Here is a 13,154-nt window from a genome sequence, read left to right as displayed (position 1 = left end):
ATTAAACCCAATGAACTATGGATACAAACGAAAAGATAAAAACGAAGATCTCAAGAAGAGATGCGATAAAGATGGGGTCATTAACTGCTGCAGTGACGGCTTTCTCTGCCTTGGTCTCTCCTCGAAAGACAGTAGCCCAGACAGTTTCGACTGTAACAGATACTGGAGAGTCAAGAGCAAAGCATCATCAAACAATTGATGATATTTGTAGGATTGATCCAAACATGGAACGTTTTGATCAAGCGAATACCGCTTTTGCAAAATCTATTTTGGATGATTTTGGTGTCATTCCTCTATCAAAAGAGGATAATCCTGAGATGCGCCATGCCTTTATGAACGTTGTTTTTGCAAACAATGGTTTCAATATGATAACAAATCAAGAGAACCCTCACTTGAAAGAGAAAAAAATAGGGCATAGAGATATTGACCTCTCTTTGGATTGTGGTGCTATGGCATTAGAGAATATGACGGGGTCTTCCTTGGCTAGAGTTTTGGCAAATGAAAGTGGGCCATCTATTACTATGCCAGATGGAACTTTATTACCCATATCACTGTATAAACAATCAGTTCCAACTCCTGGTCAGTTTGATGTTTTTCCTCGTAAGCATTATTTCGATTCGGCTGATGATGCTACATATGCAATAAAGAAAGCAGCGAAGTTGTATGGAGCGGATATGGTGGGTATTGCACCATTTGAAGAGAGATGGGTTTATAAATCAGAAGTCTATTTGCCTATGGACATGAATGGTATACCGGTGAAAGATAAGATAGATCCTTATAGGGAGGTGAAATTTGGCTTTAAACCAAAGTCAGTGATCGTTTTGGGTTTTGAGATGGATTATGAAGCATATAAAACGCAACCTTCTGCTATTGGTGCAGCTGCGACCTCTATGGGTTATACTAAAATGATGGAGACAAGTACTCGGTTGGCATATATGTTACGTCGTTTGGGGTATAATACTTTGCATGCTGGTAATGCAGTAGGAGTGAGTGTTCCTTTAGCCATCCAGGCTGGTTTAGGAGAATCTTCTCGTATGGGGCTTTTGGTTACAGAGGAGTATGGACCTAGGGTTCGTTTGGCTAAGGTTTATACAGACTTGGATCTTGCAATCGATAGCCCTAAGACTTTTGGTGTGAAAGAGTTCTGTGAAATATGTCAGAAGTGTGCAGACTCCTGTCCCAGTGGTGCAATTTCGAAAGCTGTAAAAACGACTGATCCAGAGAATAAACCAATCAGTGTGTGTAATGGTAGAGGAGTGGATAAGTGGTATAATGATCATCAAAAATGTATGGCTTTTTGGGGCGAAAATTGGGGGGAGTGTGCCGTTTGTATTTCTGTCTGTCCCTATAATAAAATTGATATGTGGCATCATGATGCAGCCAAGGTAATCACTAAGGTGCCAGGATTAAGAAGACTAGCTCGTTCCTTTGATGAGATTTTTGGATATGGAAAAGCTGGTAGTGAAAAGTTAATGCAATCATTTTGGAAAAGGAGAATTTAATTATGAATATAGGATTATTATTATTGATGTTTTTTATTCTAGGAATAATAACATGCGGCGCTTTTTTTATGCTCTCAAAAGCGAAAAGACGTTATGACTTTAAAGTCCCAGCATTAATACTTATTACTATTGGATTGATTTTATTGCTATTTGCCATTGCTTGGTCTATTAGTTCGTTAATAGAGTATGAGAATCAAGCGGCAGGTGTTGGGATGCTTATTTTTGGTGGGAGTGGTTTGGTCTGTTGTTCTTTGGCAGCTAAATTTATAGATAAGAACCCGAAGGAGTTATAGTTATTCTATTCTTCAACCATCCTGAGGATAATTTTAAATATATACTTATAAATAGAGTAATGTCTTTGGGACATCTTTAAAAATAATTATTTTTTTAGTCATATGAATAGAAGAAATAATGATAAAAAAAGGGACTCCTTTTTATGGATTGCGTTGTGTCTGATTTTACTTGTATTGTATTTTTGGGGGGCTGAAAAGCAAGAGAAGAAGATGCAAACAATGGTAATTGAAAATTTCCCATCTCTTTCTGAGCAACAGCCTATAAATAAGTTGCCTCTTATCTATAAGATAGATGCAGATGATAAGTTCCCAGAGCATTACTGTATGTTTTCTGAAGGGATTGGTTGGGGTGGTCCATTTGTATTGATGGAGAGAATCTCGAATGATCAGAAGATCCTCTCTTTAGAACTACTTTTGGATAATGAGACTCCCTCTTATATGTTGAGGTTAAAGAAAAATCATTTTTTTGATCAGTTTAAATCAAAGCCCCTTGCTTCTCCTTTTGTGGCTGGATCGGATGTTCAGGCAATTTCTGGTGCAACGGTTTCATCAGTAAGCTTGACTAAAGTGGTTGAGGAGAGTAGTCATGACGCGTCTCTTTCAATTTTTGATGTGGAGTGTAATACTCTTTATGCACCAATTAGAATAGGAGTGAAGGAGATAATTATAGGTATAATCTTTATTTTAGCATTACTGTTTAGTTTTTTCGGTTGGACTAGATTACGATATGTAACGATGTTTGCTGGATTAATTTTTATAGGCTTTGTGTATAATTTTCCTTTTAGTATTTCTCATTTTGCCTCGATATTTTTGGGTTATATTCCTGATTTTAGGGTGAATTTCACATGGTGGTTTGTTGTGGGAGGTGTTTGGTTGCTAATTTTAATTACTGGTAAAAATCTTTATTGTACTTGGATATGTCCATTTGGGGCTATTCAGGAAATTATATCAAAGATAAGTGGGTTTGGTTTGCCTGTTCACCCATTAATGAAGAGATATGGATCTAAAATATTGGATATTACTGTTTTGTCCGTTCTCGGTGTCATGTTCTATACCCATAGTGTATCAAAAGGTAGTTATGAGCCATTTTCTGCCTTATTTAAATTACATGGGAGTGGGTTAATTTGGCTCGTTTTGCCTCTAATGTTGTTTGGTTCATTTTTTTTTAAACGATTTTATTGTCGTTTTTTTTGCCCAGCAGGAACAGTGCTTACATGGATAATGAAATTAAGAAATAAAGTCTTTAAGAAATCACATGTTCATTTAACAAAAGATATGAAATGTAAGACAAAAACGTGTGGGAAGTGTAAAAACATTTCTTAATTTATCCTTTTGAGACAACAATTGTTTTTATTACAAATATTAGACTCTATTGTTTCGATTCGTTTTATGAGGTATTTATAGTTCAAGAAAAAGTTTATTTTATCTGTTTTTCTGAGGTTCATTCCGAAGATAGATTGATAATAGATTATTAGAGGTTCTGTAAACAATGTTTTCTTATTATTTAATAGGAAGCAAAATTTAATGAAGAGGGAGGGGGGAAGTCTTATTTTTCGGTTTATGCATCATATCAAAAGAGGACCTTTTATCATATGTTTGGACAATTGTCATTGGTCACTTTGGCAAATGGCTAAATGTAATTTTATATGTTATTTAAACTTGATCATTCACTAGATATATTGAGATTCTATGAAGAGTATTAAAAAGTTGAAAGGGCTTGTGTCCCTTGTGTTATATATTATTGTTTTGATAGTGGTATGGGTAATTATATTAGATTCTTTAGGGTAACCCTTTCGACTTTTAGAAATTTTCTAAAGAGCAATCCATTTTGTATCCCTAAGATTTAATGTTCTTTTATGAATTGCGAATATGAACAAAAACTGGCAAATTATTCTCCAGTTATTTCTTCTATTAATCCTTATTCGTTGAATACTCGTAGTGTATAAGTACATGACCTGTAATTATACACTACAAGTATTTTGAGGGTATCTTACTACTTAAAGTTAAGAAAAAAGATAATTTATCTTGAATCCACGTTTTAAACAATGGATAGAAGAAGTAGGTGAGAACATGTATAAACCTAGAAAATAGTATATTCTCTTCCTTTTATCCAACATACTTCATGTTGTTGGATATTTTTGGTGTTCAATACAACATTTATATGCGAGAATCGCATATAAATGCACCCACGATTATCACAATATGTTGAGGTGGTTATGGTTGAAGTAACCAACAAGAGCATGAGCTTCTTTTGTACATCATTAATTGTGAAGAAACATACATTGTTACTATCTCCCAGGTGTTGAGGCATTGATATGTTGACAGATCATTGTTGACATCGACGATTGTTGCTACTACTACTGGGAATTGTTTTTTTAGTCAGATCCCTGTGCTTCGACAGGCTCAGTAACCTAATTGTCGGAGAGAGGGCTTTGTGTTTCGACCTGAGGTTATTGAAGGGCTTTGTGCTTTGACGAAACTTCGTCAAATAAAATTTCGTGTCTTTTAGACTTTGTGTTGTCTTTCCCTTTATCTCTACCATCCATAAAATCTGTGTTCATCTGTTTAATCTGTCCAATCTGGTGCGTCACGAGGCGTGCGTTTAATATAAATTAATAAAAACCAAGTAGAATGAAAGAGTCTACCAACCCAATTTGCCGTTCAGGTTGAAGATCATATGACATGGTAATTTGGAAACAAATATCATGAAGCTCTTATGAATCGGACTTGTAGGCTGCATCAGTCAGGCTTCGTTAGACTAATTTAGCAATGGTCAACCTCCCAGATATGGTGAAACCTGTTACTCATACGTTAGATGTTAGAGAAGATAGGTTATCTAATCAACGGCAAATGCGATGAGACTGCTCGGAGTAATATGATGTTGCATGTAAGTCAATGGTTACGCATGAACGTGAGAGCCCCTAACATTACAGTAGTCTAGTAGATGAGGGAGTCGGAGATGTCTATATTTAGTGTATGATGCTTGAAAAGGTAAAAGCAAACGTAGCGAAGGGACATTACTGTATAAATAAGATATCGAATAAACTAAGCTAGTCAGAATTGAGAAATGAATAAGTATCAAGAACAAGACGGAGCAACTGCGAAACAATGTTTGTTGTTTAAACGCAAGAAGCGAGAACTTCCAGATGCAGAAAGAGTACTTACTTTACAGCGGAATCTATATCGAAGAGCCAAACAAAGTCGAAAGAATAAGTTTTACGTACTATACGACAAAGTTTTCCTATTGTATATCCTGCGCGAAGCATGGTTTCGAGTACGAAGGAATAATGGTAGTGCGGGTGTTGATGGGATGCGTATAGAAGATGTTGAGCTTTATGGTGTAGACCGATACTTAGAAGAACTAAGAGAAGATTTACGCCAACAAACCTATCGACCAGAAGCGGTAAAGCGCAAGCTGATCGCGAAGGCAAATGGCAAGACACGTCCTTTATGTATCCCCACAGTCCGAGATAGAATTGCACAGACCGCGTGTCTTTTGATCCTTGAACCGATCTTCGAGGCGGACTTTGATGAAAGCTCAAACGGAGCAGCAAAGGAGCGATCAGAGAGATAAAGGAACAATTACAACAAGGAAACAGGTCAGTTTATGATGCAGATTTAAGTCAATACTTTGATACTATCCCACATGCTAAATTGATGATTGCTTTAAAGGAGCGGATCACTGATCCAAGGATTTTACGACTAATTAAGAAATGGCTAAAAGCCCCCGTAAAATATGGCAACAAAATGACAGGCGGTAAAAGTAATCATTTAGGCACCCCACAAGGCGGCGTAATATCCCCACTGTTGGCCAATATCTATATGAATTTACTTGATCGCATAGTCAATAATAGACAAAGTCTTTTTGGCGTTTCAGGCGTAAAAATGATAAGGTATGCGGATGACTTTGTTCTGATGGGCAAGATCATAACAACAGAGGTTAAGGAACAACTTCATCATCTTTTGACAAGAATGGACTTGATCATAAATATTGAAAAGACCAAGCATATTGATTCGAAAGAGGCTAGTTTTAAGTTCTTAGGTTTTGCGTTTCGTAATGATAAAGATCTTTATGGACGAGATCTCCGGTATATAAATATTGTACCGAACTCTGATTCAGAAAAAAGCTACGAGGGAAAATATCAGATTATTTTAAAAGGCATGGACATAAAAACCCCACGGAGTTGGTGCGAGGACTAAATAGCTTAGTGAGAGGCTGGATTAACTACTATGAAATAAGAGGAGTTACGAATACCTCATTAAGTAAGCGCAAGTTGCGATACTACTTAAGTCAGAAACTGTTTCGATATTATCGACGTAAAAGTCAACGAAAATGTAGGCATTATGGACCTACCTTTGAGACATTAGTTCGTTACTACGGATTAATCGATCCTACCCAATACTATCCTTGTTGACCTTATTTGTGAATGCTTTAGACGAAATATACAGGAAAGCCGTATGCGGGAAAACCGCACGTACGGATTGATGAGGGGGCTGGAGTGCATCTATTATTGCACTCACAGCTCTACTCTACTGGCAATAATCTTGGTGTCTTTGCGTCTTTGTAGTGATTTTCAATCTGTGGCAATAATCTTGGTGTCTTGATAGGACACCCCGTTAAGGGTGTCCTACTGTATGGATTGAATAGTTTATCATGGTGCCATTGCAATGTTTTTATGAAGGCTCAGTATCGAGGAGGTCAATTATAGTGTTCCTCCGATACCTTTGAACTTCTCCACGAAAGCCCCTATCTTTTCGAATACGCTCTGCTTCTTGGTGAGGTATTGCGGATTGAGGGGGCTCATCTTTGGAAGGATCTCGCTTAAATCTGTTCCGTTGTCGCTGGCATACTCTCTATGAAGCGAGGTGGTGATATAACGTTTTGCCTCCTCTTGTTTTAGACTTTCGTGATCGATGATATGTGCTGCCTCTTTCTTGAGTTGTTGTTGGGCAAAATGATAGAAGGCGTCGATAATAGAACTTTTATCCTCTATTTTATCTAGGTCGGTCTGTTTTATAAAGTCGATCACTAGTTGTTCTTTGGCTCTATTTCCAATGCTTGATCGGATGGTTCGTTGTATCTCTTCGATAAGAGACTCTTTGGTTCGATGTTTTTTGTTGTGTTCTAGTACGAGTTCTAGAATATAGTCGAGGTCTATCTCTTGCGATTTTAGAAGGTCGACTTCGAAGACCACCTCATTCCAGTCGATGCCCGAATCTTCTTGGGTTTTGTTCTGCTGCTTTTGTCGCAACCAATCGCGGATGTCGTTGTAGGTTGATTTGTAGTCTTGTAGTTGTCTGTCGCTCGGAATATCTAGGTTTTTCAGTCCAGGAACCTCTTGGGCTGTTTCGTAAGCCACTTTTGGTTGCTCTGCCGCCACACCTATCTCTACCTGCGTTTCTGTAATACTGTTTTGAAGGCCTTGGAACTCGTCGTAGTTACGCAGGATATTCTCTACGCGTAGATACTCTCCAAAGAGTTTTACGAACTCTTTCTTCTCGCTCTCTTTCTCTATTTGCTCGGGCTCGGGGAATCGATGGTTTAGTGTCTTTATGATTTCGATATATCCTCTGTGGGCCTCTCCTGTGATGATGTCTTTGAACCCCTCCATATACTCTTTGTAGCTCTTTTCGAGGATCACATTGCGTGTATTTGTATCCCCAAACAGGGTGATGGCGTCGATGGTGGCTTGCTCTAGATCTCTAAAGGTGACGATATTACCGAAAGGTTTGTTGCTATCGTAGATACGGTTGGTGCGCGAGAATGCCTGTATCAGTCCATGATAGCGTAGGTTTTTGTCGACAAAGAGGGTGTTCATTCTCGGTGCATCGAATCCCGTAAGAAACATGCCTACCACAATCAGCAGGTCTATCTCTCTTCTTTTTGTTCGGTTGCTTAGATCTTTGTAGTAGTTCTCAAATCCTTTGCTGTCTACCCCAAAGTTGGTTTTAAACATCTGGTTGTAGTCGTTTATCGCTTCGCTAAGAAACTCTTTGGCACTGAGATTCATGGCGGTAGGGTTGAAGTCCTCGTCTTCGATGGTTCCGATGGCCTGTTGCTCTTCGTTGGCTGCAAAAGAGAAGATGGTCGCAATCTTTAGCGGTTTATCGTGGTCTCTCTGCAGTTTGTTGATGGCCTCATAATAGCATTTGGCTGCATCTACGCTGCTTACGGCAAACATCGCATTAAACCCATTGGTGTTATTCTTGAGGCGGTTGGTCTTGGCTTTATAGTGGGTTAGGATATATCGTGAGATCTCGTCGATACGTTGTGGATGGAGTAGGGCTTGTTTGTTCTCTGCCGCACTCAGCTTCTTCTCGTCGATCTCTCTCTCGATGGTTTTAAATTGGGGACGGACATCGTTGTAGTCCACTTTAAAGCGAAGTACTTTTTCGTCGCGTATGGCATCGGTGATGATATAGGTATGGAGTTCGCGCCCAAAGACTCCTGCAGTGGTGTCGGTGCCATTGGCATTCTCTGTAAGTATGGGCGTTCCTGTAAATCCAAATTGGCAATACTTCTTGAACTTCTTTTGTAGGTTCTTCTGAGCCTCTCCAAACTGCGATCGGTGGCACTCATCGAAGATAAAGACCACCTGTTTTTGGTAGATGCTCAGACTCTTTTCGTTCTTGATGAGTTGGTTTAGCTTCTGAATGGTGGTTACAACGATCTTCTTCTTTACCTCTGTCTCTCCCTCTTTTAGCTGTTCCTCCTCTTCGAGATTCTTTCTAAGACCGGCAGTATTGCTAGAGCCGTTGACGCTGTCGGGAGAGAATTTCTTGTACTCCAACATGGTTTGGGTGTCGAGGTCTTTGCGGTCGACCACAAAGATCACTTTGTCGATAAAGTTGAGTTGGGTTGCCAACTTGGCGGCTTTGAAGCTGGTAAGTGTTTTTCCCGACCCTGTGGTGTGCCATATATATCCGCCACTTTCAGGCTTAGACCACTTCTGTGTTTGGTGGGCGATATGGATCTTATTCAATATCCTCTCTGTGGCTGCGATCTGATAGGGACGCATGATCAAAAGGATGTTCTGGGTGTTGAATACGGTGTAGTTGATCAGGATGTCCAAAAGGGTGTGTCGCTGAAAGAAGGTGACAGTGAAATCTTTTAGATCTTTGATCGGTTCGTTTTTTGCATTGGCCCAGTTCATCGTGAAGTCGTAACTGTTTTTGTTACGCGATACGGTATTGGCAAAATAGCGGGTGTCGGTTCCGTTGGAGATCACAAATATCTGGAGGTATTTGTAGAGGGAGTTGTCGCTATTGAAACTCTCTTTGCTATATCGGTGTACTTGGTTGAAAGCCTCCTGTATGGCTACCCCACGTTTTTTGAGCTCGATATGTACCAGTGGCAAGCCGTTGACCAAGATGGTGACATCGTAGCGATTGGCTTGGGTGCCTGTGTTTTCGTATTGCGAGATCACCTGTAGTTTGTTTCGAGCAATATTTTTTTTGTCTACCAGTCGGATGTTTTTTAAGGTTCCATCGTCAAAGGTAAAGTCGTGAAGATGTTTTTCGTGTAGTTTTCTGGTTTTGTCGAGGATTCCTTCGTTGGGACAGTCTAAATATTCCTGTACATAACGATGCCATTCGCTATCGCTGAAGGTGCATTGATTGAGGTTCTCAAGCTGAACACGTACATTGGCAAACATCGCTTCGGCAGAGGTGATGGCTGGCATGTGTTCGTAGCCTTGGCTAACAAGGTCCTGAATAAACTCTCTCTCTAGCTCTGCCTCTGTCTGGTAGCCAGTGTCTTTGTTCTGTATCTTTTCGTATTGGTCTAATACTATATATTGATTGGTTTCTGTAATGGCTGTTAAGTAGGTCATAATGTTTGATATTTTATCGGTTCGGGATACCTAAAGAAGGTACCCCTATTCTACTTCATTCGATGGTTTGCATCACGATGCAAACCATATGTCTCTATGTGCCCCCACTAGAGGAGCGCATAGAGAGAGATATTTAAAATGTTAATAGTTTGTCTCGATAGTATTCATACTGTTTTTGACGTAGTTCGATCTCTTTTGGTAATCCCTCACTAATGGAGTTTGTTAGCGTATCAAATTTATCCAAGATTGATACAATGCGTTCTTGGACTTCCAGGGGAGGGATCGGAATTTTATACTCTAAAATTTGAATTTTGTTACCTCGAGGCATTTTGGCTCCTTTAGCATGCTGCATATTATAAGAAAAGAAGTTGTCGTCTGCTAATATTTGATACAAATATCTCGGACTTAATAATGAATATGATGTTCTAATAACTAATACATCTCCATTTGTTCCACCAATTCTATCAGAAAACCATATTTTTTTTAGATAAGGACGGATGTTACCTATTAATATATCATTATTTATATACTTTGTTGAATTGCCACTTAAAGGAGTTCTTGTAGAAAAGGTTTTTCCTTCTCTATTTTGTAACAAATTATCTACTCCAATATAATTATCCTGATTAAGTTCATTAAAACCTATACGATCTTTTGAGTAATGAGCTACTTCACCGAGAGTTTTCCATTCGACTTTTATATTGCCATGGTTGTCGTAGCAGGAATTACTTAGGTTTTTAAAGATACCTTTAAAATTTTGTGCGCTATCTTTGTGGAAGCTTAACAACTGTTCTCGATAGTAGCTATACTGTTTTTTCCGAGCCGTAAGCTCCGCCGTAAGCTCCGCCGTAAGCTCCGTAAAAGAGTCCAAAATACGAACAATTTCTTTCTGAACGTTTAGGGGAGGGATAGGGATTTTAAATTTATCTGTGTCCGGAATTGAAATCTGAGGCATTTGCATTCTTCCAGCTATTTTTTGAAAAAATGGTTCATGAATTTTTAAATAATGATATACATACTTAATTATTAAGTTGTCATTTTTTGAATGATAAGACCACATCTCATTTTTATGAGAAAAAGCCTGATTATAATATTCAAATGCTATAACACCTCTTGATTTTACAATAATAGATGGTTCTCTATTTATATCTTTTGGGGGGATATCATCAAAATTGAAATCTGCAGTTGTTTTGCCTCCAGCAAAAATTTTTAAAGGTGCACCATTTTTATGTAACTCTTTCATCTTTGCTGCAGTAATTTTAGTCCCTTTTGTTCGAACTAAAGTTTCCCCCAAAGTTTTCCATTCGACCTCGACGCCTTCTAATAATTTATCTAAATGGTTCATGCTTCGATCTCCTTTACGATTTTATCAATATCCGCACGAAGTTTTGTAATCTTTTCGACGGTGTTGGCAACCTCTTTGTTGAGTTCGACAATATCGATCACCTCACGAGTATCTTTGGGTTCTACATAAGAGCTAACGGAAAGGTTGTAGTCGTTCTCTGCAATCTTTTCGATATCGCACGAGGTGGCGATATGTTCTACCTCCTCTTTGTTGGCAAAGATTTGTAGGATGCGATCGATATGTTCGGGTTTTAGCTCGTTGTTGTTGGTGGCTTTGGTAAAGAACTCCTCGCCACTGGCATCGATAAACTGCACTTGGTGGTTGCTCTTTGCTTTGGATATCACCAAGATATTGACAGCAATAGAGGTTCCGAAGAATAGGTTCGGAGCCAAAGAGATCACCGTCTCTACAAAATTGTTGTCGATAAGATATTTACGAATCTTCTGCTCTGCACCCCCTCGATAGAAGATTCCTGGGAAACAGACTATGGCAGCACGACCTTTGGCAGAGAGATAGTGAAGTGCATGAAGCACAAAAGCAAAGTCGGCTTTCGATTTGGGAGCCAAAACAGAAGCAGGAGCGAAGCGGTCGTCGTTGATCAGTGTCGGGTCGTCAGAGCCTATCCATTTAACGGAGTATGGAGGGTTCGAAACGATGGCATCGTAGCCTTTGTCGTCCTGTAGACTCGGTTGGAGTAGGGTGTCGCCCAATACAATCTCGAACTTGTCGTAGTTGATGTTGTGTAGAAACATGTTCATACGTGCCAAGTTGTAGGTGGTGTGGTTGATCTCCTGCCCGAAGAAACCCTCTTGGATAATATGGTCGTCGAACTGTTTTTTTGCCTGAAGTAGCAGAGAGCCCGAACCTGCAGCCGGATCATATATTTTGTTTACGGTTGTTTTGCCATGAATGGCCAGTTGAGAGATCAGCTTTGAGACACTTTGTGGTGTGAAGAACTCGCCCCCCGATTTCCCTGCATTGGCAGCATAGTTAGAGATCAGAAACTCGTAGGCATCGCCAAAGAGATCGATCTGGTTCTCTTCGAAGTTCCCGAAGTTTAGACTGGCAACCCCTTTGATGACTTTAGCCAAGCGTTCGTTTTTGGCTTCCACCGTGTTTCCTAATCGGGTGCTGGTGGTGTCGAAATCAGCAAACAGTCCTTTGATGTCGCTCTCTGAGTCGAAGCCCGAAGCCGACCCTTCGATGGCATTAAAGATCTGTTTTAGGTCGGTGTTTAGATCTTCATTGGTTGCTGCCTTTTCTGCGACATTGCAAAAGAGCTGGCTAGGATAGATAAAATAGCCTTTCTCTTTGATCGTATTTTGAATGATCTCTGGAGGGATTTGGGTGTCGTCCATCTCGGGATAGCTAAAACTGTCGTCGCCAGCTTGAATGTAGTTGGAGAAGTTCTCGCTAATAAAACGGTAGAAAAGAGAACCTAAGACAAAGTGTTTGAAATCCCATCCGTCTACCGAGCCACGTACATCATTGGCTATCTTCCATATCTGAGCCTGTAGCTCCGCTCTTTGTGCTGTGCTAGTCATCTATATAATGTTGTTTTGTTTTTATATCAAAAGATGTGATCATATCCTATGAAATGGAGTACTGGTGGTATCTTCTGTCATGGGGATATGATGGTATTCACTGTAAGTATCAAAGGTAAAATAATAATCATTTTATTATAATTGTTTTGCCCATTTTTGTCGGCTAAGTGGAATGAATTGCTGTTGGTAGAGATACAATAGATTTATAGGTTTGCTGTTGTTTTTGGAGATCATGTGTTTGCCATGATATGTCAATATATTGTCGTTAACGATTGTTGCTATATGTTGTGGTGGTGATGGGTTGAGGCATTTAACGGAAGCAGGAGTTTCTTATCTCCCAGGTGTTGATACATCGATTTGTTGATGCAATATATAGTATGGTTTTGGATAGTATGTGTTTGCCATGATGTGTCAATTATATTGACGTTAACGATTGTTGCTATATGTTGTGGTGGTGATGGGTTGATGCATTTAACGGAAGCAGGAGTTTCCTATCTCCCAGGTGTTGATGCATTGATTTGTTGATGCAATATATAGTATGTTTTTGGATAGCATGTGTTTGCCATGATGTGTCAATTATATTGACGTTAACGATTGTTGCTACAACATCTGGGAACCGCGAAGCTCCCGCTTTGTGATTT

General features: G+C 39.4%; 10 protein-coding genes. 6 read left to right on the top strand and 4 right to left on the bottom strand.

Annotated elements, in window-relative coordinates:
- Positions 1-17: 17 nt before the first annotated feature.
- The 3 genes from K4L44_08160 (at position 18) to K4L44_08150 (ending at position 3,118) form a co-directional block, all read left to right on the top strand.
- On the top strand, positions 18-1,502 hold the full coding sequence (locus K4L44_08160) for a reductive dehalogenase (protein ID QZE15792.1): 1,485 nt from the start codon (positions 18-20) through the stop codon (positions 1,500-1,502).
- A gap of 2 nt (positions 1,503-1,504) precedes the next feature.
- Entirely contained in the window at positions 1,505-1,795 is a 291-nt protein-coding gene (locus tag K4L44_08155) for a hypothetical protein (protein ID QZE15791.1), read from the top strand.
- A 102-nt stretch (positions 1,796-1,897) separates the two neighbouring features.
- On the top strand, positions 1,898-3,118 hold the full coding sequence (locus K4L44_08150) for a 4Fe-4S binding protein (protein QZE15790.1): 1,221 nt from the start codon (positions 1,898-1,900) through the stop codon (positions 3,116-3,118).
- A 1,127-nt stretch (positions 3,119-4,245) separates the two neighbouring features.
- Here K4L44_08150 and K4L44_08145 read toward each other — a convergent pair.
- Positions 4,246-4,386: a hypothetical protein gene (locus K4L44_08145; GenBank protein QZE15789.1), complete on the bottom strand. Its 141-nt coding sequence runs from the start codon at positions 4,384-4,386 to the stop codon at positions 4,246-4,248.
- 476 nt (positions 4,387-4,862) lie between these two features.
- On the opposite strand from K4L44_08145, the gene K4L44_08140 reads away from it, so the two are divergent.
- The 3 genes from K4L44_08140 to K4L44_08130 are packed head-to-tail and all read left to right on the top strand — an operon-like array spanning position 4,863 to position 6,210.
- The gene (locus tag K4L44_08140; GenBank protein ID QZE15788.1) at positions 4,863-5,369 is read left to right on the top strand and encodes a hypothetical protein; all 507 of its coding nucleotides are present in this window, start codon (positions 4,863-4,865) and stop codon (positions 5,367-5,369) included.
- On the top strand, positions 5,357-5,995 hold the full coding sequence (locus K4L44_08135; GenBank protein QZE15979.1) for a hypothetical protein: 639 nt from the start codon (positions 5,357-5,359) through the stop codon (positions 5,993-5,995). The genes K4L44_08140 and K4L44_08135 overlap by 13 nt, the downstream gene beginning before the upstream one ends.
- Positions 5,935-6,210 (top strand): hypothetical protein, encoded by a 276-nt coding sequence (locus K4L44_08130; GenBank protein ID QZE15978.1) that lies wholly within the window; start codon positions 5,935-5,937, stop codon positions 6,208-6,210. The genes K4L44_08135 and K4L44_08130 overlap by 61 nt, the downstream gene beginning before the upstream one ends.
- Positions 6,211-6,498: 288 nt before the next feature.
- On the opposite strand, the gene K4L44_08125 is transcribed toward K4L44_08130, so the two are convergent.
- The 3 genes from K4L44_08125 to K4L44_08115 form a co-directional block, all read right to left on the bottom strand.
- Positions 6,499-9,627 carry a type I restriction endonuclease subunit R gene (locus K4L44_08125; GenBank protein QZE15787.1) on the bottom strand — a complete coding sequence of 1,043 codons (3,129 nt, stop codon included), beginning with the start codon at positions 9,625-9,627 and terminating at the stop codon, positions 6,499-6,501.
- Between the two features lie 133 nt (positions 9,628-9,760).
- Complete coding sequence (locus K4L44_08120; GenBank protein QZE15786.1) at positions 9,761-10,969, bottom strand: restriction endonuclease subunit S; 1,209 nt, start codon at positions 10,967-10,969, stop codon at positions 9,761-9,763.
- A complete protein-coding gene (locus K4L44_08115; protein ID QZE15785.1) occupies positions 10,966-12,513 on the bottom strand; it encodes a type I restriction-modification system subunit M in 1,548 nt (515 codons plus the stop codon). Before K4L44_08115 ends, K4L44_08120 begins: the two co-directional genes overlap by 4 nt.
- Between the last annotated feature and the right edge of the window lie 641 nt (positions 12,514-13,154).

The sequence above is a fragment of the Prolixibacteraceae bacterium genome, from assembly GCA_019720755.1.
Taxonomy (GTDB): domain Bacteria; phylum Bacteroidota; class Bacteroidia; order Bacteroidales; family Prolixibacteraceae; genus Halosquirtibacter; species Halosquirtibacter laminarini.
This window is presented reverse-complemented; position numbering and strand designations above follow the sequence as displayed.

Excerpts from the sequence above, each read along its gene's own strand:
- K4L44_08160 (QZE15792.1), top strand. The coding sequence starts at position 18 with ATGGATACAAACGAAAAGATAAAAACGAAGATCTCAAGAAGAGATGCG.
- K4L44_08155 (QZE15791.1), top strand. The coding sequence starts at position 1,505 with ATGAATATAGGATTATTATTATTGATGTTTTTTATTCTAGGAATAATA.
- K4L44_08150 (QZE15790.1), top strand. The coding sequence starts at position 1,898 with ATGAATAGAAGAAATAATGATAAAAAAAGGGACTCCTTTTTATGGATT.
- K4L44_08140 (QZE15788.1), top strand. The coding sequence starts at position 4,863 with ATGAATAAGTATCAAGAACAAGACGGAGCAACTGCGAAACAATGTTTG.
- K4L44_08125 (QZE15787.1), bottom strand. The coding sequence starts at position 9,627 with ATGACCTACTTAACAGCCATTACAGAAACCAATCAATATATAGTATTA.
- K4L44_08120 (QZE15786.1), bottom strand. The coding sequence starts at position 10,969 with ATGAACCATTTAGATAAATTATTAGAAGGCGTCGAGGTCGAATGGAAA.
- K4L44_08115 (QZE15785.1), bottom strand. The coding sequence starts at position 12,513 with ATGACTAGCACAGCACAAAGAGCGGAGCTACAGGCTCAGATATGGAAG.